Below are 23,870 nucleotides of genomic sequence, written 5' to 3' on the forward strand. Positions count from 1 at the left end.
CCCCCTTCATGGTGCAATCGGTTAAGCAAGCCCAAACTTCTTGGGCTTAAGGCTGAGGGATGCGTTTATCCACGATTACCAACTGGGCCTATGGCGCCACTGTCGCGCTGACGCTGGCGTCGGGCGCGACCATGCTGATGGCGTCCAGCGCCGAGCAGGCCGAACGCGCCGCCGTCCAGCAGCGCGCCACGCTGGACCAGATGACCAGTGCGCTGCTGGAGGACAGCTATCGCCAGACCGAGCAGGCCCGCGCCTATGCCATTACGGGGGACCCCACCCATCTGATCGCCTACCGCCGGGACAAGGCCGCGCTCCGCTCCGTCGAGCAGCGCATCGCGAACTTCAAGGACGCCGGGGCGACGCCGGGCGAACTCAGTGCCCTGCAACAGGCGCTGCATTGGGTAGACGGGCTGACTGAGGAGCAGGAGGCCGCCTTGTCCGCGGCGCAGGCGGGCAACGGCGATACCGCCCGCGCCATCCTGTTCGGCAATGAATATGGGCGTGAGCTGGACAATGCGGCGGCTCAGGTCGCGAAGTTCCAATATATTCTGGACCAGCGCACCGAAGCGGCCGTTTCCCGCGCCACCGACGCCGCGCGCGAATGGCGGCGCATGTCGGAATTCATGCTGGGCGCGACGGCATTGCTGTTCCTGTGCGTGCTCTACTTCATCCTCAAGCAGCGCATCCTGCGCCCCGTCGTCCGGCTGAGCGATGTCGTGACGCGCCTTGCCGCCCATGATTTCGAGGCGATCCCGCCCGACTTCCCGCAGGTGGACGAAATCGGCGACATGGCGCAGGCCATCCGCATCTTCCGGGAAAACGGCCTGGAAAGGCAGCGGCTGGAGCAGGAACGCGACGCCGACCGGATCATGCGCGATCTGCTGTCGCGCATGACCCAGCGGCTCCAGGGCTGCGACAGCACCAGCGACCTTGTCGAAGTGGTCCGCCGTTTCGCGCCGGAGATCGCGACCGGCTTTGCGGGAAGGCTCTACATCCATGACGCCCGGCGCAACGCCATGCGGCAGGCCTGCGAATGGCTGTCCCCCGCTGCGTCGGCCCTGGAATTTTCGCCCGGAGCCTGCTGGGCGCTGCGCCGTGGCCAGTTGCACAAGCCCAGCGGCGAGATGATCGACATTCCCTGCGAGCATCTGGGCGAAGGGATGACCCGGCCGACCATCTGCGTTCCCCTGTCCGTTCAGGGGGAAAGCATCGGGCTGCTCTATTTCGAGGAACCGGCGAGCGTCCTGCCCGCGCAACGGGAACGGGCCGAGAAATATCTGGAGATGCTGGCCGAGAATATCGGGCTTGCGCTCGCCAACCTGCGGCTGCGCGATGCGTTGCGCGAAATGGCGATGGTCGACGCGCTCACCGGCCTGTCGAACCGGCGGCGGTTCGATACGGCGCTGGCCGATGAGACCATGCGGGCGGAGCGCAACAAGTCGCCCCTCGCCTGCCTGATGGTCGATATCGACCATTTCAAGCGGTTCAACGACAGCCATGGCCATGACGCGGGCGACGCGGTGCTGCGCGCGGTGGGCGGCGTGCTGAACGATGCCCTGCGCGAGGATGGATATGCCTTCCGCCTGGGCGGGGAGGAGTTCGTGCTGCTGATGCCCGGCTTCAACCTGGAGCAGGCGATGGCGCGGGCGCGGCAGGTGCAGGAGCATATCCGCAAGCTGCGCGTCGAGCATCGGCGGCAGGAAGTCGGCCCGGTGACCGCCTCCTTCGGGCTTGCGGTCTTCCCCGACCATGGCCGCGCGGAAACATTGGTGCAGACCGCCGACGCCGCCCTGCTGCGCGCCAAGGCGCAGGGCCGCGACCAGATCGTCGTCGCGGCGGTCAGGGACGGGGCGTCAGCCCTGGCCTGATCCATCCTCCAGCAGGCCCTCGTGCAGCCGCACGACGCGGTCCATCTTTTCCGCGAGCCGTTCATTATGCGTCGCGACGAGGGCCGCCGAGCCTTCTTCGCGCACGAGGCGGAGGAATTCGGCCAGCACGATGTCGGCGGTGCGTTCGTCCAGATTGCCGGTCGGCTCGTCCGCCAGCACCAGTGCGGGGCGGTTGGCGAGCGCGCGGGCGACGGCGACGCGCTGCTGCTCGCCTCCCGACAACTGACTTGGACGGTGGTCCAGCCGGTGGCCAAGGCCGAGCGAGGTCAGGAGCGATTCCGCGCGCGCCCGCGCTTCATCCATGGTCCGGTCGCGAATGACCTGCGGCAGGATGACATTTTCGGCCGCGTTGAAGTCGGGCAGCAGGTGATGGAACTGATAGACGAAGCCCAGCGCATCCCGCCGCAACCGGGTGCGGCCGTCATTATCCAGCCTGGCCGCTTCCTCTCCATCGATGCGGATCGACCCGTCGAAGCCGCCTTCCAGCAGCCCCACCGCCTGGAGCAACGTGGACTTGCCCGACCCGGAAGGGCCGAGCAGCGCAACGATCTCTCCCTGCGCGATGTTAAGATCGATGCCCCGCAGCACGTCGATGGTGACGCCGCCCTGGGTGAAGCTGCGCCGCAGCCCCGCGACCTTCAAAATGTCATTCATAGCGCAGCACCTGCACAGGATCGGTATTGGCGGCTTTGAAGGCCGGATAGAGCGTGGCGAGGAAGCTGAAGATCAGCGCCATCAGGCAGATGATGGCAATCTCCACCGGGTCCGGCTTGGCGGGAAGTTCCGTCAGGAATCGGATCGAGGGGTCCCAGAGATTCTGGCCGGTCAGGAACTGGATCGCGTTCACCACGCTCTGCCGGAAGAAGAGGAAGGTGAAGCCAAGCACCATGCCCGCCGCCATGCCGAGCGACCCGATGGTGACGCCCACCGTCATGAAGATCTTGACCAGCCCCGCCCGGCTCGCGCCCATCGTGCGCAAAATGGCTATGTCACGCGTCTTGGCACGGACCAGCATGATCAGCGACGACAATATGTTGAACACCGCCACCAGAACGATGATCGAGAGCACCACGAACATCGCGACCCGCTCGACCGCGAGCGCTTCGAACAGCGATGCGTTCATCTGCCGCCAGTCGGTGACGACCGCGCGTCCGGCGACCTTGGCGGCCAGCGGCTGGAGGATCGCGCCGACCTTGTCCGCATCGACCGTCTCCACCTCTATCATCCCCACGACATCGCCGAGCAGCAGCAGCGTCTGCGCGTCCTCCATGGGCATGACGACGAACGCCTTGTCATAGTCATAGACGCCCACTTCGAAGATCGCCGCGACCTGATAGGCGACCTGGCGCGGCACCGTACCGAAGGGGGTGGACCGTCCCGCCGGATTGATGATGGTCAGGCTGTCGCCGAGCTGGACACCCAGATTTTCGGCGAGGCGCGATCCGATGGCCACCTTCCCGCCATTGGGCGTCAGGTCATCGAGGCTGCCGGCCAGCACCTTGCCCTTGAGCGTCGCATTGCTGCGGATGTCCCTTACGGTCATGCCGCGCACCAGCACCGCTTCGACCCGGCCCTGGAAGCTGCCCAGCAGCGGCTGTTCGATCAGCGGCGTCGCGCTGGTGACGCCGGGCGTCGCCTGCGCTTCCTTCAGCACGGCCCGCCAGTCGGGCAGGCGGCCGCCATAGCCCTGGACCACGGCATGGCCGTTCAAGCCGACGATCTTGTCGAACAGTTCGGCGCGAAAGCCGTTCATGACGCTCATCACGATGATGAGCGCGGCGACGCCAAGCATCACGGCGGCCAGGCTGATCCCAGCGACAAGGAAGATGAAGCCTTCGCCTTTGCCGGGCAGCAGATAGCGCTTGGCGATCATGCGTTCATAGCGAGATAATATCATGTGGCGCGAACGGCCCCTTGAGGAAGGATGTGCCCTGCCCGTCTAGCAGGGTATCGGGTAACGGCAAGCGCCACGGATTGTTGCAAGTCAGCCACAGGGCCGTGAGGAAAATGGCTGCGGCCGGAAATAGCCCGTGACAGCGGGCTGCTGGAGCCATAGCAAGTTTGTCGAAGCACAGGTAAAAATGGCCGTGGTTCAGGGATACTGCATCCCGCTTTGAGCTTAGGGGGCTGAAAAGCGGTTGAGGCAGACCAAGGGGGAGACGAGCAATCGTCCATCAGTGCCCGGATCGTGAAAACACGGTCCGGGCACTTTTGATTCCAGTGGCATTGCATGCGTGCATCATCTTGAATCCCGAAAATCGCTCAACCATATCCGCGTGGCACGGCCGCCGCATGGGGCCGGGCATCGTATCGCCGGATGCCTTTTCGGGTCCGGCATGTTCATTTTGCTCTGTCGGAGATGATGACAATGCGTGGATTTGACCTGACCCCCTATCGCCGCTCGACCGTTGGTTTCGATCGCCTTTTCGACCTGATCGAAAATAATACGAGGTTGCAGCAGAGCGACAATTACCCCCCGTTCAATATCGAACGCCTGTCCGAGGATCGCTATCGCGTGACGCTGGCCGTCGCTGGCTTCCGCCCGGATGAGATCGACATCACCGCCCAGCAGAACCTGTTGCAGGTGATCGGCCGCAAGGATGAGTCCGCATCCAATGACCGCAGCAAGTTCCTGCATGTCGGCATCGCCAACCGCAGTTTCGAACGCCGCTTCGAACTGGCCGACTTCGTGCGGGTGGAAAAGGCCGACCTTGCCGATGGGCTGCTGACGATCGAACTGGTCCGCGAAGTCCCCGAAGCGATGAAGCCGAAGAAGATCGCCATCAATGGCGGCCAGATCGTCGACATCAGCAAGGATCGCGACGCCGCCTGATCAGGCTGGCAAAGGACGGAAATGATGCGGGGCGCGGTCGCAAGGCCGCGCCCTTTTTGCGCCGGGCAAGCTCAAGCTCAGATTTCGACCTGACTGCCCAGTTCCACCACCCGGTTCGTGGGCAGGCGGAAAAACTCCATCGCGCTTTCCGCGTTGCGGAGCATCCAGGCGAAAATCTTCTCCCGCCACAGGGGCATGCCGGGCTTGGCCGATGGCAGCAGCGTCTGGCGGGCGAGGAAGAAGCTGGTGTCCATCATCTTGAACGCCTGGCCGCAGCCCGAAACGTTTTTGAGCGCGGCGGGCACGTCCGGTTCCTGCATGAAGCCATATTGCAGCACGAGACGGAAGAAGCCGCGCCCCAGATCCTCCAGCTTGCAGCGGCCGTCATCTTCCACGACCGGAACGTCCCTGATCTTGACCGTCAGCAGGATCACCCGTTCATGCAGCACCTTGTTGTGCTTCAAATTATGCAGCAGCGCATGGGGGACGCCATCGGGCGTCGATGTCATGAAGACGGCGGTGCCGGGCACCCGCACGGCGCTGTTCGCCGCCGACGCCACGAACACAGGGATCGGCATGGCCGCCTCGCGCAGCCGGTCCTGAACCAGCCTGCGCCCGCGCGACCATGTGGTCAGCAGCGTGAAGACGACGAAGCCGATCAGCAGCGGGAACCAGCCGCCATCGGGCACCTTGGTGAAATTGGCCGCCAGATAGGCGCCGTCCACCAGGAAGAAGATCGCCAGCAGCGGCGCGGAATAATACCAGCGCCATTTCCACAGCCGGTAGAGCAGCACCGTCAGCAGCAGATTGTCGATGAACATGGCCCCCGTCACCGCGATGCCATAGGCGGCAGTGAGGTTGGACGATGTCTGGAACACCAGCACCAGCAGGATGACCATGACCATCAACCCCCAGTTGATCAGGGGGATGTAGATCTGCCCGGCGGTGGACGCGCTGGTATGCGAAATGCGCAGGCGCGGCATGAAGCCGAGCTGGATCGCCTGCTGGGTCACGGAAAAGGCGCCCGAAATCACCGCCTGGCTGGCAATGATCGCGGCCATCGTCGCCAGGCCGACCAGCGGAAGCTGCGCCCATTGCGGGGCGAGGTGGTAGAAGGGACTGTGCAGCGCGGACGCCCCTTCGCGGAACAGCAGCGCGCCCTGCCCCATATAGTTCATCATGAGGGCAGGCAGCACGAAGCTCAGCCACGAAACGCGTATGGGGCTGCGGCCGAAATGACCCATATCGGCATAGAGCGCCTCCGCCCCCGTCACCGCCAGCACGACCGCGCCAAGGGCGAGGAAGGCAGGCAACGGGTCCGTGACGAAGAACATGACCGCCCAATAGGGGTTGAAGGCATAGAGGATGCCCGGCGTCTGCACGATGCTGATCACGCCCAGCGTCGCGATCGTCACGAAATAGATCAGCATGATCGGCCCGAACAGCGACGCCACCCGGTTGGTGCCCAGCCCCTGTATCCAGAAAAGCCCGACCAGGATCACCACCGCCGCGGGCAGGATCACGGGCTCAAGGCTTGAATTATAGACCGCCAGCCCTTCCACCGCCGACAGCACTGAAACCGCCGGGGTGATCATCGAATCGCCGTAGAAAAGCGAGGTGGCGAACACGCCCAGCAAGATGATGCCGCGCGACCATCGCTGCGTCTTGGTCTGCCCGTTGATCAGCGCCAGCAGCGCCAGGCTGCCGCCTTCGCCCTTATTGTCGGCGCGCATGATGATGGTGACATATTTCAACGTCACGACCAGCATCATCGACCAGAACATCAGGCTGATCACGCCCAATATATGATCGGGGTCGAGCGCCAGATGATGATGCCCGGCAAAGGTTTCGCGGAAGGCGTAGAGCGGGCTGGTGCCGATATCGCCGAAGACGATGCCGATCGCGCCCACCACCAGCTTCAGCGTGGCCTTCTGCCCCGCATGCCCATGTTCCTGCTCTTGACCGTCCGCAGGGTGCGATTCCATGCTTACTGTCGCGTCAGCCATTAAGGACACGCCGAATCGTCATAAGCTTCCGACACCCAAGCAAGGGTGAGCTGGCCATATTACTGGCCTAGCCCGCAAATCCGGCGCGCCCTATCATGGGTGCAAGGCCCGCGCAACGCCGTACAGCCCTTCGCTATCGCCCCGCGCCATCTGCCGCGAGCAGGATGTCGATACGCGCGATGGCGAATTGAAGTTCCGCCTTGATGCCCGACCCGTCCGGCGCGCTTTCGACCAGCGGGGTCCACATATCCTTGGCCGCCTGCAGCTGGCCAGATCGCGCGAGCGCCAGACCGTAGAAATAGCGGGGGCCGGGAGCCTTCGGATCGATGGCCATGGCCCGGCGATAAGCGAAATCGGCGCTGGGCGGCACGACGCCATCGGCATGGGCGACGAGAGCGTTGCCCAGTCCCAGCCAGAGGTTGGGATCGTTGGGCATCTGCTTGAGCCCGGACAGCAGCACATTGGCCGCTTCCTTCGTCTTGCCCTGCCTGCCAAGCCCGTCCGACAGCAGCAGCCATTGACCGGCCGGGCCGAAACGCTCCGCCAGGCCGCGCCGCCGCTCGGCCAGTTGCTCGTCAAACTTTTCGGGCGCGGCGCTGGCGGCGTGGCGCGGGGCACCGGCAAGGCCCGGATTGCCCTGCCACGCATAGCCCGCAAGGCCCAGCAGCAGGGCGGCGGCCGCAATCTCCCACGTCTTGCGCGGCATGCGGCCGATGACGATCAGCGCCAGCATCAGCAACGCGGCGAGCGTCAGGGCGATGATCCATCCCGTCATGACCGCTTCCTCCTGATACGGCCGCGCAGCACCAGCAGGCCAAGGCCGATCAGCAGGACCGGCGCGCCCCATAATGGCCACAGGATCGGATCGGCCGTCGGCTCATAGCTCACCCAATCGCCATAGCGCTCGATCAGCCAGGCGCGGATATGTTCGGGCTCCTCCCCCGCCATGATCCGCTCGCGTATCTGCGAACGCATGTCGCCCGCCAGGCTGGCGTCGCTGTCGGCGATCGACTGGCTCTGGCAGGTGAGGCAGCGGATCGTTTCCATCAGCGCCTTGGCCTTGCGCTCCTGTGCCGGATCGCTGATCTGCCGGTTCGCATAGGGTGCGGGCGGCAGAGCGGATTGCGCCAGCACCGGCGCGCTCAGCAGCATCGCGATCAGGGCGGCGAGCATCCTCATTGCGCATCCTTCAACCGCTGGAGGATCATCGGCACATCGTCGGCGCGGATGTCGCCCACATGCTGATAGACGATGCGCCCCTTGCCATCGATCACGAAGCTTTCGGGAACGCCGGACGAGCCGAGCGCGATCTGGACATTGCTGCGCGCGTCCAGCCCAATGCGCGCATAGGGATTGCCGTAGCGCGCAAGGAAGCGGTCGACATCGGCCCGCGCGTCGCGGATGGCGATCGCGTCGATATTCACCCCCTGCTGCGCAAGCGCCATCAACTGAGGCGCTTCGGCGGCACAAGGCAGGCACCAGCTGGCGAAGATATTCAGCAGGCGCGGCTTGCCGGTCGCCAGTTCCGTGCTGGCAAGGCCCGGCCTGTCGCTCGCGGCGGCGGGCAGGGAGAAGGCGGGGAGAGTCTTGCCCACCAGCTTCGACGTGATCACCCGGTCATCCGGTTTCAGCAGACCGCTGGCGAACAGGGCGAAGAAGCCGAGGAATATCGCCAGCGGCAGCCAGATTAGCAGCCTTTTCATGCCAGCGCCCTTCCCCGCCACTTGAGCAGCCAGCCGCGCCTTTCCCGCCCGACCAGCGCCAGCGCTCCGCCCAGGGCGATCATCACGCCGCCCAGCCAGATCAGCGTCACGAAGGGCTTCCACCAGATGCGCAGCTGCCAGCGGCCATCCTCCGCCTCCTGCCCCAGAACCACATAGAGTTGGCCGTTCCAGCGCGTCAGCAGCGCCGCTTCCGTCGTGGCCGTCGCAGGCGAAGCGAAGAAGCGCGATTGCGGATGCAGCGTGACAGCCCTGCCGCCGCCCCGCACCGCTTCCATATCCGCCTGCAACGCCGTCCAGTTATCGCCCGCAATGGGCGAGATCTGGAGCAGGCGCAGCTTCCAGTCGCCCGCCTGCACCGTATCGCCCACCCGCACCGCCGCCAGCTTTTCCACGGTGAAGGCCGAATCGCACGCCATCCCCGCCAGACTGACAGCGCAGCCGAGATGGGCGATCACCATGCCCCAGGTGAACAAGGGAGTGCGGCGAAGATTGCGCTTCCACAGGGGAGCGACACTCGCCGCCCCCACCGACAGCGCGACAGTCAGGCCAAGTAAGGGCAGGACGCCGATCCGCCCCCACGCCACAGTCGCCAGCACCACCGCCACCAGCAGGGCGATCGCGCCCGGAACCAGCAGCCGCCGCGCTACTAAGCCCAGTTTGTCTCGCCGCCAGCGCGTCAGCGGCCCCGCCGCCATGACGAGCATCAGGATGAGCGCGACCGGCCCGGCGATCCGGTCGAAATAAGGCGCGCCCACCGACACCTTATGCCCAAAGGCTTCGGTCATCAGCGGATAGAGCGTGCCGATGAGCACCAGCCCCAGAATGACGGACAGCAGCAGGTTGTTCACGACCAGCATGGTTTCGCGGCTGACCAGTTCGAACGGCGCGCCCTCGCGCACGGCCCCCACCCGCCAGCCGAACAGCGCCAATGCGCCGCCAATGTAGAAGCCGAGCAGGACAAGGATGAAGGTCCCGCGCTCAGGATCGACGGCGAAGGCATGGACGCTGGTCAAAATGCCCGACCGTACGAGGAAGGTGCCGACCATCGACATGGAAAAGGCGATGACCGCCAGCATCACCGTCCAGGCGCGCAGGGCGTCCCGCGTCGCCAGCACGGTGACGCTGTGCAACAGCGCCGTCGCCGCCAGCCAGGGCATCAGCGACGCATTTTCCACCGGGTCCCAGAACCACCAGCCGCCCCAGCCAAGCTCATAATAGGCCCAATAGCTGCCCGCCGTGATGCCCAGCGTCAAAAGGACCCATGCGGCGAGCACCCATGGCCGCATGGCGCGGGCGAAGGCCGCATCGACCCGCCGCGTCAGCAGCGCCCCGATCGCGAAGGAAAAGGCGACCGACAGTCCGACATAGCCAAGATAAAGCGTGGGCGGATGGAAGGCGAGACCTGGGTCCTGGAGCAGGGGATTCAACCCCTGCCCGTCCGGCGCCGGGGGATCGACACGGGCGAAGGGATTGGAAGAGAAAAGCAGGAAGGCATAAAAGCCAAGGCTGATCGCCGCCTGCCCGCCCAGCGTCGCCATATGCGTATCGCGGCGCAAGGCCCGCTCGAACAGCGCCACGGCCGCGCCTGCAACGCCCATCACCGTGACCCAGAGCAGCATCGATCCTTCATGATTGCCCCAGGTTCCGGCGAACTTGTAGAGCCATGGCTTCATCGAATGGCTGTTGGTCACCACCAGCGCCACGGACATATCCGACCGCAGGAACAACGTGATCAGCAGGGCGAAGGCGATCCCGACCAGCACGCCCTGCGCCACGGCGACGGGCCGTACCGACCCCAGCAATTCCGGCTTCCCGCCCGCAAGGCCAAAGCCCGCGAGCGTCAATTGCAGCAGCGCCAGCGCGAACGCCAGCCACAGCGCGATCAGGCCCGCCTCCGCGATCATGGACGCGCCCCGCCCGCTCTGCGCGCGGCGATGATGAGGCCCATCCTCAACGCTCTGCCTTCATCTCGTGCGTCTTCTCATCATAGTTCATGCCTTCCAGTTCGCGGGGCATGTAGCGTTCGTCATGCTTGGCGAGCAGGTTGGTCGCGATGAAGGTGCCGGATGTGTCGAAGGCACCCTCCGCCACGACGCCGGACCCTTCGCGGAACAGGTCGGGCGCTATCCCCTTGAAGGATGCGGGCACCGTCGCCTTGCCATCCGTCACGTCGAACCGGATGGTGACGCCATCGGGCGCGTGCTTGAGGGTGCCCTTGACGACCATTCCTCCAAGGCGGATGGCCTTTCCGGGCTCGACCCCTTTGCTATGAACGTCCGCGGGCGCGTAGAAATAGGCCGCCTCGTCGCGTAGCGCGGAGGCCGCGAGCAGGCCCGCGCCGATCAGCGCCACGAGCGCTGCAATGGCCAATATTAGCCGTTGATGCTTCGCCTTCATGGCCGCTCCGATAGCTTCTGGGCAGCGGTTTCCGCGCTGCGCATCGCGCGCCAGCATCGCAGGCACAGCAGGAATGTCGCTGCAAAAGTCAGCGCATAGGCGCCGATGACGAAGGCCCACTGGTTCATGCCGTCTATCCCCGCGCCATCCGCTGCATGCGCGCCTCGACCTTGGCCTGCGCCAGGATGGTGCGCATCCGCATCAGCACGATCGCGGCGAACAGCAGGGTGAAGCCGGCGAGCGTGAAGCCAAGCGGCCACAGCAGCGTCATGTCGATGCTCGATCCGCGCATGGTGATGCTGGGTCCCTGATGCAGGCTGTTCCACCACACCACGGAGCGGTTGATGATCGGGATATTGACCGCGCCGACCAGCCCGAAAATGGCCGTGACGGGACTGACGCCGCCCTGCGCCTGCCGCGCGCTGGCATTGGCGAGCGCCATATAGCCGAGATAGAGGAACAGCAGCACCAGCATCGACGTCATGCGGCCGTCCCATTCCCACCAGGTGCCCCATGTCGGCCGCCCCCAGATGGAGCCGGTGATCAGGCATATGGCAGTGAACAGCGCGCCCGGCGCCGCGATCGCCCGTCCGGCGACGGCGGCCAGCGGATGACGCCACACCAGTTGCATGACCGCCGCGATCGCGATCCCGCTCCATCCCCCCATCCCCAGCCAGGCGGCGGGCACATGGATATAGAGGATGCGCACCGTTTCACCCTGGAGATAATCGGGCGGCGTCACGAACAGGCCGCACAGCGCCCCCGCCGTCAGCAGCAGGAGCCCCGGCCAGAACAGCCAGCCGGTGAGCGGCCGTGCTATTTTCAGGAAACGGGCGGGATTGGCGAAGCGATGCATTTCGCGACGCTCTTTAGCCGCGCCAGTGCGTCAAGGCCAGTAGGGCTTTTACCTGCTCCGTCACCGGAAACGCTGGGTTTCGCCCGGACCACCGGCTTTTTTGTGACAGGCAGGCGACAAACGGGTATCGAAGCACTATATGCGCGCCATCGCGCCCAATGAGGCGACAGGATCGGCTATGGACCCGCTCGCACCCATGTTTACGACCAACCCGTTCGACGACGACAAGCTGCGTGAGGAATGCGGCATTTTCGGCGTTTTTCAGGCCGAAACCGCTTCGGCCATCACTGCCCTTGGCCTCCATGCACTTCAGCATCGCGGACAGGAAGCGGCCGGAATCACCAGCTGGGACGGCCATGATTTCCACACCCACCGGGCGATGGGGCATGTCGCGGGCAATTTCGACCGTGACGATGTGATTCGCGGCCTGCCCGGCAACGCCGCCTGCGGCCATGTGCGCTATTCCACCACCGGCGAAACGTCGCTGCGCAATGTCCAGCCGCTCTATGCGGAGCTTAGCTCAGGCGGATTCGCCGTCGCGCATAACGGCAATATCTCCAACGCGATGAAGCTGCGCCGCGAACTCATCCGCCGCGGATCCATCTTCCAGTCCACCTCCGATACCGAAGTCATCATCCATCTGGTCGCGACATCGACCTACCGGACGCTGCTCGACAAGTTCATCGACGCCTTGAAGCAGGTCGAGGGCGCCTATTCGCTGATCGTGATGACGCCCGAAGGCATGATCGCCTGCCGCGATCCGCTGGGCATCCGCCCGCTGGTGATGGGCAAGCTGGGCGACGCGACCATCTTCGCTTCGGAAACAGTCGCGTTCGACGTGGTCGGCGCCGACTATATCCGCTCGATCGACCCCGGCGAACTGGTCATCGTCACCCATGACGGGGAAGTGCGCAGCCATCGCCCCTTCGGCGACAATCATCCCCGCCCCTGCATCTTCGAGCATGTCTATTTCAGCCGCCCCGATTCGATCGTCGACGGGTCCAGCGTCTATTCGGTCCGCAAGGCGATCGGCGCGCAGCTCGCGATCGAAAATCCGGTGGAGGCCGATCTCGTCATACCGGTGCCGGACAGCGGCGTGCCCGCCGCGATCGGCTATGCCCAGCAGTCGGGCATCCCCTTCGAACTCGGCATCATCCGGTCGCACTATATCGGCCGCACCTTCATCCAGCCGGGCGACAAGGTCCGCCACCTGGGCGTGAAGCTCAAGCACAACGCCAACCGGGCGCTGATCGCGGGCAAGCGCATCGTCCTGATCGACGATTCGATCGTGCGCGGCACCACCAGCCTGAAAATCGTGCAGATGATGCGGGAAGCAGGCGCGGCGGAGGTGCATATGCGCATCGCCAGCCCGCCGACCAAACATAGCTGCTTCTACGGCGTGGACACGCCCGAACGCACCAAGCTGCTGGCGCATCGGATGGACATTGGTGGCATGCAGGATTTCATCCACGCCGACAGCCTGTCCTTCATTTCGATCGATGGCCTCTACAAGGCGCTGGGCGAAGCGAAGCGCGCGGACATCCGCCCGCAATATTGCGACGCCTGCTTTACCGGCGATTATCCGACCACCCTCACCGACCAGGATGAGGTGGCGGTCAGGAACCAGTTCGAACTGCTCGCCGAACGGGTCGTCTGACCGGCAGCGCTGCGTGGCGGCGGCCTTGATGAAGGGCCGCCGCTTTCGCCTTTCTCACCTCAAAAAAGGCCCCGCGTCACCAAGGGGCGAACGGGATGCCTCATGTCGACCCTTCCTCTTTCCGGTAAGCTCGCCCTGGTCACGGGCGCCAGCAGGGGCATCGGCGCGGCGACGGCGCAGGCGCTGGGCGCGGCGGGCGCACACGTCATCCTGACCGCGCGCACTGCCGGAGGGCTTGAGGAGGTCGAGGAACGTATCCATCAGGCCGGAGGCAGCGCGACGATCGCGCCGCTGGACCTGATCGACGGCGAAAGCATCGGCCGCCTTGCCCAGGCGATTTCCGGCCGCTGGCAGGCGCTGGACATATTGGTGCTGAACGCCGCCACGCTGGGCAGCCTGGCCGCGGTTCCGGCGATCGACGCCAAGGAATTCGCCCGCCAGTTGACGCTCAACATCGCGGCGCCCCAGGCCCTGATCGCAGCCTTCGACGGCATGTTGCGGGCCAGCGCCGACGCGCGCGTCGTTGCGCTCACATCCTCCGTTGCGGCCGCTCCACGTGCTTATTGGGGCGCTTATGGCGCGTCCAAGGCGGCGCTGGAAGTGCTGGTCAGCGCCTATGGCGAGGAAGTGAAGAATATCTCCGCCATCCGCACCCACATCGTCGACCCCGGCGCGACCCGCACGGCGATGCGCGCCCGCGCCTTCCCCGGCGAAGACCCGGCGACGCTCAAGGAACCCGAGGTCGTAGGCCAGGCGATCGCCAATCTGGTGCAGGCCGATCATCCCAGCGGCTATCGCTGCCGCATCGGCTGATCGTCAGCCGGGCTTGACCAGCGTCACCTGCGCGACGTTGATCGTGCCGCCACGAAAGCCGCCCTCGCAATACATGAGGTAGTAGCGCCACAGCGCGACGAAATGCTGGTCGAAGCTGGCGGGCAGCAGGCCCTGATCAACGGCCCGGTCAAAACGTTCGCGCCATCGTTTCAACGTTTCGGCATAGTGCAGGCCGAAATAATGGACGTCGCGCCACTCCAGCCCCTTCTGCTCCGCCAGCACACGGAAACGGCTTTCCGAAATCAGCATGCCGCCGGGGAAGATATAGCTCTGGATGAAGTCCGCGCCGCGCGCATAGCTGTCGAAGATCGCGTCGTCGATCAATATATATTGGATGGCCGCCCGGCCGCCGGGTTTCAGCAGCCGCTCGATCGCCGCCAGATAAGCGGGCCAGTAACGCTGCCCCACCGCCTCCACCATCTCCACGCTGGCGATGGCGTCATATTGTCCCTGCGCATCGCGATAGTCGGTGAGCAGGATATTTGCGCCTGACCCCAGCCGGTCCCGTGCATATTCCGCCTGCTCCACCGACAGCGTAAGCCCGTCATAGCGGATGGCGCAACGCTCCATCGCCTGTTCGGCCAGCCCGCCCCAGCCGCACCCGATTTCCAGCAGAGCGCTGCCGTCCTTCAGGTTCAGCCGGTCCAATATCGCGTCGGCCTTGCGCTGCTGCGCCCGTTCCAGGCTTTCTATCCGGTCGGCTGGATCGCGGAACAGGGCGCTGGAATAATGCATGTTCCGGTCTAGCCACAGGCTGTAGAAGTCGTTGCCCAGATCATAATGATAGGCGATGTTCCGCCGCGATCCGCGATGGCTGTTCCGCCGGGCCCAATGCACCGCCTTGCCCAGCCAGCGCCCCGGCCCGCGCGGCCGCGCCACATTGCCCAGCGCCACCGCATTGGCCATGAACAGTTCGAACAGGGGCACCGGATCGGGACTGGTCCACTCGCCAGCCGCCCAGGCCTGATACCAGCCCGCCGACCCGCCTAGGGCCAGCCGCAGCAACGCCCGCCAGCGGATCAGATGCACTTCGCACACCGGGCCGGGCATGCGCCCGCCCAATATCCGCATCGTTCCATCAGGCAGCACGGCTTCCAGCCTGCCCTTTTCCAGACCGGCGTCGATCCGGTTCAGCAGGCGATGGAATTGCGGGCCGATCAGCCGCGAGGCCCAGCGGCCGCGCTGCGGACGGGAAAGCTTCCGCACGGACAAAGCGCGCCGCCCGCGCCGGGGATCGATAGCGTTCATCCTGTCACCTCTGCCCGCTCACGGCCCGGCACGCAATCACCGCTTGACGTGCCGGTAAGCCGCCAGGGCCCGCTCGCGCCCCTGCCTGTGGCCCACGCGCTTGGCTGGATAATCCCGTGGGCGGGCATCATAGGCATCGGGATCATGAATGACCTTGTCGTCAAGCTGCGCCAATTCGGGCACCCATTGCCTGATATAGTCCGCCGCCTCGAATTTTGGAGACTGGACGAGCGGCGCCATGATCCGGGAAAAGATATTCGCGTCGACCCCGCTGCCCGCGACCCACTGCCAGTTGACACTGTTGTTGGCGTAATCGGCATCCACCAGCGTGTCCCAGAACCAGCGCGCGCCATGACGCCAGTCGATCAGCAGATGCTTGATCAGGAAGCTCGCCGCGATCATCCGCACCCTGTTGTGCATCCATCCGGTCGCCCATAGCTGGCGCATGCCCGCGTCCACGATCGGATAGCCGGTCCGTCCCAGTTTCCATGCGGCAAAGTCGCCCTTTGCCTCGCGCAGGTCGCGCCAGGGCATGTTGTCAAAGGTGCCGCGGGCGTTTTTCGATCCATATTCCGGCATGACCCAGATCTGGACATGGGCGTAATCGCGCCAGATCAGTTCCTTCAGGAACACCGCCGCGCCTTCGCCCTTGCCGCTGACCCGATGCCATATCTCGGCTGGAGAAATCTCGCCGAAATGCAAATGGGGCGACAGGCGCGACGTGCCTTCGCAAGAGGGCAGATTGCGCGCCGGGTCATAGCCGCTCACCTCGTCATCGAAGTCGCGCAGCCGCTTCGCCGCCCCCGCCTCACCCGGCGTCCATTCCTTCGCAAAGCCGTTTGCCCAATCCGGCTGCGCTGGCAGCAGGCCCCAGCCGGAAAGCCTCTCGCTAGGGGGCCATTTCGCAGGCCCATCGATACGCTTTGGCGCAGGCATGGGCTTTGCGGGGGGCATATGCTCCATCACCGCGCGGGCAAAAGGCGTGAAGATGCGGTAAGGCGTGCCGCCGCCAGTCTTGAGGCATTCGGGCGGCAGCAGCAGCGCGCCGTCGTGAAGGTGGAGCGGGAGCCTGCGCGCGACCGCTCGCTCGGCATTGCGCCACCAGGGTTCCAGATGCGACAGGGCGTGAACGGCGCAGGCCCCGGTCTCCTTCGCCAGCCGCTCCAGCTCCTCCGCGCTGTTCCCGCGCCGCAGGATCAGGCGGGACCCGCGGTCCTCCAGATCCTTGGCCAGGCTCTCCAGGCTATGGTGCAGCCACCAGCGCTGCGCCGCCCCGATCTTCCACTCTCCGGGGGCGGCATCGTCCAGGATATAGACCGGAATGACCGGCCCTTCCCGCATCGCTGCCGCGAGCGCGGCTTGATCGGACAGGCGCAGGTCCTGGCGGAACCAGACAAGGACGGGATCGGGCATTTCCCACAAATGCCACCTGCCCCGCGTAAGTCCATCCCCCGCCCGTTTCAGCGCAAAAAGCCTTCCGCACGTGGCGGCGACTGATTTTGATTATTGGACGAAAGGCTGTTCGCCGCTTATCCTCGGCGCATAGCAAATGGCGGCGGACATCCTTCGCCGGAACAATGATCAGGGGACGTCATGGCGTCGATGCCAAATGATTCGGAAATGGGATACAGGCCGTGCGTCGGGGTGATGCTGGTCAACATGGATGGCAAGGTTTTCGTTGGCCAGCGCCTCGATAACAAGGTCGAAGCCTGGCAGATGCCGCAAGGCGGCATCGATGAAGGCGAAGACGTCAAGGCCGCCGCGCTGCGCGAGCTTGGCGAGGAAACGGGCATCAGCCACGACCATGTCGAAATCATCGCCAAGGCAAGGGACGAACATTTCTACGACCTGCCGCCAGAGTTGATGGGCAAGCTTTGGGGCGGCGCCTATCGCGGCCAGCGGCAGATATGGTTCCTCGCCCGTTTTCTGGCGAGTGACGCGGACATCAACATCCAGACGGAGCATCCTGAATTCCGCGACTGGAAATGGGTCGATCCCGAAACGCTGCCCGACATCATCGTGCCGTTCAAGCGCAAGCTGTACCGGGATATTCTACAGGAATTCAGGACCTTGATCTGAAAAAGGGTTAATTCGGCGGGCCTCCTGGGCTACGTCACATGCGTCATGCACCGCTATCTCGCTTTTCTCTTGCTGCTCATTCCCTTCCCGGCATGGGCGGACGCTCCGCCATTGCTGCCGTCTTCCGTGCGGGAGATGCTGGAAGCAGCGATCGCCAACGGGAATGAGAGCGAGATCGCGACCGTTGCCAAGATCGCCAAGCAGACCAACCCCGCTTCGGCCGAGGAAATCCAGCGCCTGGTCAACAGCTGGAAGGACCGGACCAAGGCGACGCATGACACGATCATCCGCGAGGCGCGCTTTTCGGAGCTTTGGACCGGCAGGGTGGAGGCGGGAGGATTCCGGTCCACCGGCTCCACCAGCGAAATCGGGCTCAGCGGCAATCTGTCGCTCAAGCGCACCGGCATCCAGTGGTCGCACAAGCTGAGCGCCAGCGCCGATTACCGCCGGGCCAATGGCGTAACCTCCCGCGAGCGCTACACGGCGAGCTACGAACCCCGATACGAGTTCAATTCGCGCGGCTTTTCCTATGGGCTGGCGCAGTTCGAGCGGGACACGTCGATCGGCTATGACGAGCGCTATACCGCGTCGGCGGGCATCGGTTACAAACTCATCCTCAGCACCCCGCTGGACCTGTCCGTGGACATGGGCCCATCGGTCCGCCACGCCAAATATATCAGCGGTGAGCGGGAAACCAAGCTGGGCGCTCGCGGATCGATGGACCTCGTCTGGCGGCTGGCTCCCGGCCTTACGTTGAAGCAACTGGCGTCGGGCTATGCCGAAAGCGACGTCTATACGCTCAATTCGCTGACCTCGATCGAAACAAAGGTGGCCACGCGCTGGTCCGCCGCCCTGTCCTATAATGTGCAATATGAATCGGAAACGCTGTTGTCGGCGCGGGACTTCGATACGCTGAGCCGCCTGACGCTGACCTACGACTTCTAGGGCAGAGCAACGTCCGGGGAGGGGTGGAGGCGCGGCCCGGCCTCTGATAGGCTTCTGGGATGAAGGGCCTTTCGTCCTCCGATCGTGATCTTCTGGACCGCGCCGCAGCCTTCCCCATGCTGGCGCTGGTGCAGCGCTGGGCGACCGTGAACAGCGGGTCGCGCAATCTGGATGGCCTTGCCGCCACGGCGGCCATGCTGGCGGACAGCTTCGCCGCGCTGCCGGGCGAGATCAGGCTGGTGGATGCCGATCCGGTCGACGCCATTGCTGCCGATGGGCGGACCGAGCAGGTCCCGCATGGCAGGCACCTCCATCTGTCGGTACGGCCGGATGCGCCTGTCCGCTTGCTGCTGACCGGGCATATGGACACGGTTTTTCCCGCTGGTCACAGCTTCCAGTCGATCCGCTGGATCGATGAGGAGCGGCTGAACGGTCCCGGCGTGGCGGACATGAAGGGCGGGCTGGCCGTGATGCTCGCCGCGCTCCAGGCATTCGAAACGTCCGGTGAAGCATCGCGGGTCGGCTATGAGGTGGTGATCAACAGCGATGAGGAGGTGGGAAGCCCCTCCTCCGCCGCCCTTATCCGTGACAGCGCACGGGGAAAGCTGGCGGCGCTGACCTATGAGCCCTGCCTTCCCGACGGCACGCTGGCGGGAGCGCGGGCCGGCAGCGGCAATTTCTCCTTCATCGTGACGGGGCGAAGCGCGCATGCGGGCCGTAACCCGGAGGAAGGACGCAACGCCCTGCTGGCGGCCGCCGATCTGGCGCTGCGGCTGAAGGCGGCCAGCGGCCCCGGCTTCACCTGCAATCCAGCGCGGATCGATGGAGGGTCGCCCAACAATGTGGTTCCCGATCACGCGGTCCTGCGGGTCAATTTCCGCCCTCGCAGCCTGGAAGGGGAGCAGCAGGCCCGCGCCGCCATAGCAAGCCTTGCCGAAGCCGTGGCGCGCGATCACGACCTGTCGATCCACATCCATGGCGGCTTTGGCCGTCCGCCCAGGCCGATGGATGCGCGCGCGGCCAGCCTGTTCGCCTTCGTGCGCGACTGCGGCGCCGAACTGGGCCTGCCAGTCGGCTGGCGCGACACGGGCGGCGTGTGCGACGGCAACAATATCGCCGCCTGCGGGGTGCCGGTGGTGGATACGATGGGCGTGCGTGGCGGCGATATCCACAGTGACGCCGAATATCTGATCGTCCCCAGCCTTGCCGAACGGGCGCAGCTTTCCGCGCTCGCCCTCCTCCGCATGGCGCAGGGACGCTTTTCCCCAGCAGGAGGCATGGTTTGAGCTTTTTCATGCGCCCGGCGCGCGCGGACGATTTGCAGACTTTGTACGAAATGGCGAAGCTGACCGGCGGCGGCTTCACCAACCTGCCCGCGGACCGGGGGGCGCTGGCGGCCAAGCTGGAGCGGACCGGCCAGGCGCTCGCCCGCCAAAGCGAGGGGCTGGAGGATGAACTGATCGTCATGGTGCTGGAAAATGGCGCGACGGGTCAGGTTCGCGGGACCTGCCAGATTCATGCGGTGGTCGGACGGAACTGGCCCTTCTACTCCTATCGGCTGGGGGTGCTGACCCAGCACAGCCGCGAACTGTCGCGCACCTTCCGCGCCGAAATGCTGTCGCTGGTCACTGACCTGGAGGGCGCGACGGAGGTGGGCGGCCTGTTCCTGCATCCGCGCGAGCGTGCCGAGGGGCTGGGCCTGCTGCTGGCGCGCAGCCGCTATCTCTACATTCGCAACCATCGATCCCGCTTCGGCGACCGTGTCATCGCCGAACTGCGCGGCGTCATTGACGAAGCGGGCGGATCGCCTTTCTGGGACGGGCTGGCCGGGCGCTTCTTCGGCATGAGCTTTCAGGAAGCAGACGAATTCAATGCCGTCCATGGCAACCAGTTCATCGCCGACCTGATGCCCAAGACGCCCATCTATACCGCCATGCTGAGCGACACCGCGCGCGCCGTCATCGGCCTGCCCCATCCCAACGGCCGCGCGGCGATGCGCATGCTGGAAACCGAAGGCTTCACCTCCCCCGGCTATATCGACATTTTCGATGGAGGGCCGACCATGGTCGGGCAGACCAATTCGCTCCGCACCGTGGCCGATGCGCAAGACGTCGCTCTATCCGCCATCCATTCCGAAGGGGGGAAGAAGATGCTGGTCGCGGCCGGGCGGCTGGGCAGCTATCGCTGCGCCTATGGCTTCATCGATCAGGACGAGGATGGATCGGTATCGCTGGACCGGGCCAGCGCCGCGATATTGGGGATCGAACCGGGCGATACCTTCACCATGGCGGCGCGGACATGAGCGTCAGGGAGATCAACTTTGACGGGCTGATCGGCCCCAGCCACAATTATGCGGGGCTGAGCGTCGGCAATCTCGCCTCCACCAGCAATGCCGGGCAGGTGTCGCAACCGCGCGCCGCCGCGCTGCAAGGCATTGAGAAGATGCGGACGAATAACCGCCTGGGCCTGAGCCAGGGCATATTCCTGCCACAGTGGCGGCCTGATGGGCGATGGCTGGCGGCGCTGGGCACCGGCATTGGCGATGCCGAACCGCACATTCGCGCCGCCGCCATGTCGGCTTCATCCATGTGGGCGGCCAATGCGGCGACCGTCTCGCCAGCGGCGGATACGGCGGATGGACGAACCCACCTGACCGTCGCCAATCTGGTCACCATGCCGCATCGCAGCCATGAATGGCCGCAGACGCTGACGCAGTTGCGCATCGCCTTTTCCGATCAGAACGCCTTTGCCGTGCACATGCCCATCCCGGCACCGTTCGGCGATGAAGGCGCGGCCAACCATATGCGCCTTTGCGACAGCCATGATGCGCCCGGCGTGGAAATATTCGTCCACGGCGAGTCCGGCGCGCCCTTCCCTGCCCGCCAGCATCTGGAAGCCAGCAAGGCCGTCGCCCGCCTCCACCGCCTCGATCCCGCAAAGACCCTGTTCGTCCAGCAATCGGATCAGGCGATCGCGGCGGGGGCTTTCCACAATGACGTCGTCGCCGTCGCCAATGAAAATCTGCTGTTCGCGCATGAGCTTGCCTTTGCGGACAAGGATCGCTTCTATGCGCAGCTTCGCGACCTCCTTCCTTCAGTGCAGATCATCGAGGTGCCCAGCAGTGCGATCAGCCTTAACGACGCCATTCGCAGCTACCTCTTCAACGCTCAGCTTGTGACGCTGCCCGAAGGGGGCATGGCGCTGATCCTGCCGACAGAGGCGCAGGCGATCCCCGCCGTGTGGAACTGGCTGCAACATCTCTTGGCGGGCAACGGCCCCATCCGCCGCCTCATCCCCGTGGATGTGCGCCAGTCCATGGCCAATGGCGGCGGCCCGGCCTGCCTGCGCCTGCGCGTCGTGGCCGACCCGGCGAATATCGACCCGCGCTTTCTGGTGAACGAGGCAAAGCTGGATCAGATCGCGGCCATTGTCGATCAATATTGGCCGGAGGAAATCGCGCCAGGGGACCTGGCCGACACCCGCCTTATCGCGCGGATTGAACAATCGTGGTTAACGCTGGTTGACCATTTGCAACTTTCGGGCGACCTCATGCCTTGATACGATATTCCCAGAGCATGGCGGTATGGACCGGATCAAACGCCTCTTCACGATCAAGACCAAGTTCGAGGCGTTTCTCGTCATCTATGCCCTTGCGCTCGGCGCCACCGAGCGGGGCGCCGTCTATATGCAGCAATATCCCGGCACCGGCGGCCATCTGCTGGCGCTTGCCTGCACCGGCGCGGTCTTCATGGCTGGCGGCAAGATATTGGACGCAGTGGAATATCAGCGGCGCTATTCCGCCTGATCCTGTCCGCCTGACCTGTTGACCCCGGCCTGCCCCGCATGCAGGAGCGGCGCATGAGCGCGATCATGCTTCAGGGAACAGGGTCCGATGTCGGCAAGTCCGTGCTGGTCGCAGGGCTTTGCCGCGCCCTCACCCGGCGCGGTTACAGCGTCCGCCCGTTCAAGCCGCAGAATATGTCGAACAACGCCGCCGTCACCATGGATGGCGGAGAGATCGGCCGGGCACAGGCGCTACAGGCCATTGCCGCAGGCGTGCCACCGCATACAGACATGAATCCTGTCCTCCTGAAACCCCAGGCCGACCGCACGTCGCAGCTGGTGGTCCATGGAAAGGTGCGCGGCGCCTTGGGCGCTGGCAATTTCAGGACCGCGCGGGGACAACTGCTCGACGCCGTTCTGGAAAGCTATCGGCGGCTGAAGGCTCAATGCGACATGGTGGTCGTGGAGGGCGCGGGATCGCCTGCGGAAATCAATCTGCGCGCAGGCGACATCGCCAATATGGGCTTTGCGCGCGCCGCCAATGTGCCGGTGATCCTTGTGGGGGACATAGACCGGGGCGGCGTGATCGCGGCGCTCGCCGGAACGCGGGCGGTGATCGACCCGCAGGACGCGGCCATGATCCGCGGCTTCCTGATCAACAAGTTTCGCGGCGATCCCGCCCTGTTCGAAGACGGCTACCGCCAGATCGAGCGGCTGACGGGCTGGCGCGGCTTTGGCGTCGTCCCCTGGCTCAGCGCCACGGCGCGCCTGCCCAGCGAGGATGCGGTGGTGCTGGAACGCTCCAGGGCGCGCAAGGGCGATCAGGTGATGATCGCCTGCCCCATCCTTCCGCGCATCGCCAATTTCGATGATCTGGACCCTTTCAAGCTGGAACCGGCCGTGGACCTCGTCATGGTGCCGCCCGGTCGGCCTATCCCGGCGGAAGCTGCGCTGATCGTGCTGCCCGGATCAAAGGCGACCATCGCCGACATGCATGCGCTGCGCTCGCAGGGCTGGGATGTGGATATCCGTGCGCATCACAGGCAGGGAAAGCCGGTGCTGGGCATTTGCGGCGGCTACCAGATGCTGGGCCGCCGCATCGCCGACCCGGACGGCATGGAAGGGCCGCCGGGTTCAGTCGAAGGCCTGGGGCTGCTCGACATGGAGACGCGGCTGACCGGCAGCAAGGCGCTGGAACGGGTGGAAGGCATAGCGTTCGGCCAATCCTTCTCCGGCTATGAAATGCATGTCGGGACAAGTGCCGGCCCCGGCTGTGCCCGGCCCTTCGCGATGCTCGACGAAATGCGCTCGGACGGGGCGATCAGCGCTGATGGCCTGATATGGGGCACCTATGTCCACGGCCTGTTCACCAGCACCGGGCTGCGCGCGGCAGTCATGGACAGGCTGGGATCAGGTTCGTCCTTCTTGGACTATGCTGTTTCGATCGAAGATGCGCTCGACGAGATCGCCAGAGAACTGGAGAAGCATGTCGACATCGACGCGATGGTTACACTGGCGCGGGATGGAATGAGTTGAGGCTGGTTCTCGTCAACGCAGCGCGCTGTAGCCTGTCAGCCAAGGCCAGGCCGAGAACCTCGCCTCATTTCCCTTAATGAAGC

General features: G+C 64.9%; 23 protein-coding genes. 11 read left to right on the forward strand and 12 right to left on the reverse strand.

The window, feature by feature from the left end; all coding sequences use genetic code 11:
• The first annotated feature begins 59 nt into the window (after positions 1-59).
• A complete protein-coding gene (locus L288_RS38535) occupies positions 60-1,868 on the forward strand; it encodes a diguanylate cyclase (RefSeq protein ID WP_021239495.1) in 1,809 nt (602 codons plus the stop codon).
• Here L288_RS38535 and L288_RS38540 read toward each other — a convergent pair.
• Positions 1,854-2,543 carry an ABC transporter ATP-binding protein gene (locus L288_RS38540; protein ID WP_021239496.1) on the reverse strand — a complete coding sequence of 230 codons (690 nt, stop codon included), beginning with the start codon at positions 2,541-2,543 and terminating at the stop codon, positions 1,854-1,856. The genes L288_RS38535 and L288_RS38540 overlap by 15 nt on opposite strands.
• Complete coding sequence (locus tag L288_RS38545; protein ID WP_030540597.1) at positions 2,536-3,786, reverse strand: lipoprotein-releasing ABC transporter permease subunit; 1,251 nt, start codon at positions 3,784-3,786, stop codon at positions 2,536-2,538. The genes L288_RS38540 and L288_RS38545 overlap by 8 nt, the downstream gene beginning before the upstream one ends.
• Before the next feature lie 471 nt (positions 3,787-4,257).
• On the opposite strand from L288_RS38545, the gene L288_RS38550 reads away from it, so the two are divergent.
• On the forward strand, positions 4,258-4,722 hold the full coding sequence (locus L288_RS38550) for an Hsp20 family protein (protein WP_021239498.1): 465 nt from the start codon (positions 4,258-4,260) through the stop codon (positions 4,720-4,722).
• A 77-nt stretch (positions 4,723-4,799) separates the two neighbouring features.
• Here L288_RS38550 and L288_RS38555 read toward each other — a convergent pair whose 3' ends face one another.
• The 8 genes from L288_RS38555 to ccmC all read right to left on the reverse strand — a co-directional run bounded on the left by L288_RS38555 (position 4,800) and on the right by ccmC (position 11,705).
• The gene (locus L288_RS38555; protein WP_021239499.1) at positions 4,800-6,707 is read right to left on the reverse strand and encodes a potassium transporter Kup; all 1,908 of its coding nucleotides are present in this window, start codon (positions 6,705-6,707) and stop codon (positions 4,800-4,802) included.
• A 154-nt stretch (positions 6,708-6,861) separates the two neighbouring features.
• Positions 6,862-7,503, reverse strand: coding sequence for a tetratricopeptide repeat protein (locus tag L288_RS38560; protein ID WP_021239500.1), 642 nt, complete (start codon positions 7,501-7,503; stop codon positions 6,862-6,864).
• Entirely contained in the window at positions 7,500-7,907 is a 408-nt protein-coding gene (locus L288_RS38565) for a cytochrome c-type biogenesis protein (protein WP_021239501.1), read from the reverse strand. The genes L288_RS38560 and L288_RS38565 overlap by 4 nt, the downstream gene beginning before the upstream one ends.
• Positions 7,904-8,431 (reverse strand): DsbE family thiol:disulfide interchange protein, encoded by a 528-nt coding sequence (locus L288_RS38570; protein WP_021239502.1) that lies wholly within the window; start codon positions 8,429-8,431, stop codon positions 7,904-7,906. Before L288_RS38570 ends, L288_RS38565 begins: the two co-directional genes overlap by 4 nt.
• Positions 8,428-10,356, reverse strand: a complete 1,929-nt coding sequence (locus L288_RS38575) for a heme lyase CcmF/NrfE family subunit (protein WP_021239503.1) — start codon at positions 10,354-10,356, stop codon at positions 8,428-8,430. Before L288_RS38575 ends, L288_RS38570 begins: the two co-directional genes overlap by 4 nt.
• Before the next feature lie 46 nt (positions 10,357-10,402).
• Entirely contained in the window at positions 10,403-10,849 is a 447-nt protein-coding gene (gene ccmE / locus L288_RS38580; protein ID WP_021239504.1) for a cytochrome c maturation protein CcmE, read from the reverse strand.
• Entirely contained in the window at positions 10,846-10,977 is a 132-nt protein-coding gene (locus L288_RS44160; RefSeq protein ID WP_021239505.1) for a hypothetical protein, read from the reverse strand. The genes ccmE and L288_RS44160 overlap by 4 nt, the downstream gene beginning before the upstream one ends.
• Before the next feature lie 5 nt (positions 10,978-10,982).
• Positions 10,983-11,705, reverse strand: a complete 723-nt coding sequence (ccmC, locus tag L288_RS38585) for a heme ABC transporter permease CcmC (protein WP_021239506.1) — start codon at positions 11,703-11,705, stop codon at positions 10,983-10,985.
• A gap of 178 nt (positions 11,706-11,883) precedes the next feature.
• On the opposite strand from ccmC, the gene purF reads away from it, so the two are divergent.
• Both purF and L288_RS38595 read left to right on the forward strand, forming a co-directional pair.
• Positions 11,884-13,362, forward strand: coding sequence for an amidophosphoribosyltransferase (gene purF / locus L288_RS38590; protein WP_021239507.1), 1,479 nt, complete (start codon positions 11,884-11,886; stop codon positions 13,360-13,362).
• Between the two features lie 102 nt (positions 13,363-13,464).
• A complete protein-coding gene (locus L288_RS38595; RefSeq protein ID WP_021239508.1) occupies positions 13,465-14,175 on the forward strand; it encodes an SDR family NAD(P)-dependent oxidoreductase in 711 nt (236 codons plus the stop codon).
• 3 nt (positions 14,176-14,178) lie between these two features.
• Here L288_RS38595 and L288_RS38600 read toward each other — a convergent pair whose 3' ends face one another.
• Positions 14,179-15,444: a class I SAM-dependent methyltransferase gene (locus L288_RS38600; protein ID WP_021239509.1), complete on the reverse strand. Its 1,266-nt coding sequence runs from the start codon at positions 15,442-15,444 to the stop codon at positions 14,179-14,181.
• Between the two features lie 36 nt (positions 15,445-15,480).
• Complete coding sequence (locus L288_RS38605; RefSeq protein WP_021239510.1) at positions 15,481-16,857, reverse strand: cryptochrome/photolyase family protein; 1,377 nt, start codon at positions 16,855-16,857, stop codon at positions 15,481-15,483.
• A gap of 180 nt (positions 16,858-17,037) precedes the next feature.
• Here L288_RS38605 and L288_RS38610 point away from each other — a divergent pair, with 180 nt between their 5' ends.
• From L288_RS38610 to L288_RS38640, 7 genes are read left to right on the forward strand one after another with little or no spacing between them, the layout of a single operon-like run.
• Complete coding sequence (locus tag L288_RS38610; protein ID WP_021239511.1) at positions 17,038-17,523, forward strand: RNA pyrophosphohydrolase; 486 nt, start codon at positions 17,038-17,040, stop codon at positions 17,521-17,523.
• A 45-nt stretch (positions 17,524-17,568) separates the two neighbouring features.
• The gene (locus L288_RS38615; protein ID WP_021239512.1) at positions 17,569-18,468 is read left to right on the forward strand and encodes a DUF481 domain-containing protein; all 900 of its coding nucleotides are present in this window, start codon (positions 17,569-17,571) and stop codon (positions 18,466-18,468) included.
• A gap of 59 nt (positions 18,469-18,527) precedes the next feature.
• Positions 18,528-19,754, forward strand: a complete 1,227-nt coding sequence (locus tag L288_RS38620; RefSeq protein WP_021239513.1) for a hydrolase — start codon at positions 18,528-18,530, stop codon at positions 19,752-19,754.
• Positions 19,751-20,770, forward strand: coding sequence for an arginine N-succinyltransferase (locus tag L288_RS38625; RefSeq protein ID WP_021239514.1), 1,020 nt, complete (start codon positions 19,751-19,753; stop codon positions 20,768-20,770). Before L288_RS38620 ends, L288_RS38625 begins: the two co-directional genes overlap by 4 nt.
• Positions 20,767-22,026: an N-succinylarginine dihydrolase gene (locus L288_RS38630; protein ID WP_021239515.1), complete on the forward strand. Its 1,260-nt coding sequence runs from the start codon at positions 20,767-20,769 to the stop codon at positions 22,024-22,026. Before L288_RS38625 ends, L288_RS38630 begins: the two co-directional genes overlap by 4 nt.
• 25 nt (positions 22,027-22,051) lie before the next feature.
• Positions 22,052-22,273: a hypothetical protein gene (locus tag L288_RS38635; RefSeq protein WP_021239516.1), complete on the forward strand. Its 222-nt coding sequence runs from the start codon at positions 22,052-22,054 to the stop codon at positions 22,271-22,273.
• Positions 22,274-22,326: 53 nt separating this feature from the next.
• Positions 22,327-23,787 (forward strand): cobyric acid synthase, encoded by a 1,461-nt coding sequence (locus L288_RS38640; protein WP_021239517.1) that lies wholly within the window; start codon positions 22,327-22,329, stop codon positions 23,785-23,787.
• The last annotated feature ends 83 nt before the right edge of the window (positions 23,788-23,870 follow it).

It is taken from the genome of Sphingobium quisquiliarum P25 (genome assembly GCF_000445065.1).
Classification (GTDB): Bacteria; Pseudomonadota; Alphaproteobacteria; order Sphingomonadales; family Sphingomonadaceae; genus Sphingobium; species Sphingobium quisquiliarum.

What these genes read in the sequence shown, in the direction of transcription:
- L288_RS38535 (WP_021239495.1), top strand. Translation starts at nt 60, where the DNA reads ATGCGTTTATCCACGATTACCAACTGGGCCTATGGCGCCACTGTCGCG.
- L288_RS38540 (WP_021239496.1), bottom strand. Translation starts at nt 2,543, where the DNA reads ATGAATGACATTTTGAAGGTCGCGGGGCTGCGGCGCAGCTTCACCCAG.
- L288_RS38545 (WP_030540597.1), bottom strand. Translation starts at nt 3,786, where the DNA reads ATGATATTATCTCGCTATGAACGCATGATCGCCAAGCGCTATCTGCTG.
- L288_RS38550 (WP_021239498.1), top strand. Translation starts at nt 4,258, where the DNA reads ATGCGTGGATTTGACCTGACCCCCTATCGCCGCTCGACCGTTGGTTTC.
- L288_RS38555 (WP_021239499.1), bottom strand. Translation starts at nt 6,707, where the DNA reads ATGGAATCGCACCCTGCGGACGGTCAAGAGCAGGAACATGGGCATGCG.
- L288_RS38560 (WP_021239500.1), bottom strand. Translation starts at nt 7,503, where the DNA reads ATGACGGGATGGATCATCGCCCTGACGCTCGCCGCGTTGCTGATGCTG.
- L288_RS38565 (WP_021239501.1), bottom strand. Translation starts at nt 7,907, where the DNA reads ATGAGGATGCTCGCCGCCCTGATCGCGATGCTGCTGAGCGCGCCGGTG.
- L288_RS38570 (WP_021239502.1), bottom strand. Translation starts at nt 8,431, where the DNA reads ATGAAAAGGCTGCTAATCTGGCTGCCGCTGGCGATATTCCTCGGCTTC.
- L288_RS38575 (WP_021239503.1), bottom strand. Translation starts at nt 10,356, where the DNA reads ATGATCGCGGAGGCGGGCCTGATCGCGCTGTGGCTGGCGTTCGCGCTG.
- ccmE (WP_021239504.1), bottom strand. Translation starts at nt 10,849, where the DNA reads ATGAAGGCGAAGCATCAACGGCTAATATTGGCCATTGCAGCGCTCGTG.
- L288_RS44160 (WP_021239505.1), bottom strand. Translation starts at nt 10,977, where the DNA reads ATGAACCAGTGGGCCTTCGTCATCGGCGCCTATGCGCTGACTTTTGCA.
- ccmC (WP_021239506.1), bottom strand. Translation starts at nt 11,705, where the DNA reads ATGCATCGCTTCGCCAATCCCGCCCGTTTCCTGAAAATAGCACGGCCG.
- purF (WP_021239507.1), top strand. Translation starts at nt 11,884, where the DNA reads ATGGACCCGCTCGCACCCATGTTTACGACCAACCCGTTCGACGACGAC.
- L288_RS38595 (WP_021239508.1), top strand. Translation starts at nt 13,465, where the DNA reads ATGTCGACCCTTCCTCTTTCCGGTAAGCTCGCCCTGGTCACGGGCGCC.
- L288_RS38600 (WP_021239509.1), bottom strand. Translation starts at nt 15,444, where the DNA reads ATGAACGCTATCGATCCCCGGCGCGGGCGGCGCGCTTTGTCCGTGCGG.
- L288_RS38605 (WP_021239510.1), bottom strand. Translation starts at nt 16,857, where the DNA reads ATGCCCGATCCCGTCCTTGTCTGGTTCCGCCAGGACCTGCGCCTGTCC.
- L288_RS38610 (WP_021239511.1), top strand. Translation starts at nt 17,038, where the DNA reads ATGGCGTCGATGCCAAATGATTCGGAAATGGGATACAGGCCGTGCGTC.
- L288_RS38615 (WP_021239512.1), top strand. Translation starts at nt 17,569, where the DNA reads ATGCACCGCTATCTCGCTTTTCTCTTGCTGCTCATTCCCTTCCCGGCA.
- L288_RS38620 (WP_021239513.1), top strand. Translation starts at nt 18,528, where the DNA reads ATGAAGGGCCTTTCGTCCTCCGATCGTGATCTTCTGGACCGCGCCGCA.
- L288_RS38630 (WP_021239515.1), top strand. Translation starts at nt 20,767, where the DNA reads ATGAGCGTCAGGGAGATCAACTTTGACGGGCTGATCGGCCCCAGCCAC.
- L288_RS38635 (WP_021239516.1), top strand. Translation starts at nt 22,052, where the DNA reads ATGGACCGGATCAAACGCCTCTTCACGATCAAGACCAAGTTCGAGGCG.
- L288_RS38640 (WP_021239517.1), top strand. Translation starts at nt 22,327, where the DNA reads ATGAGCGCGATCATGCTTCAGGGAACAGGGTCCGATGTCGGCAAGTCC.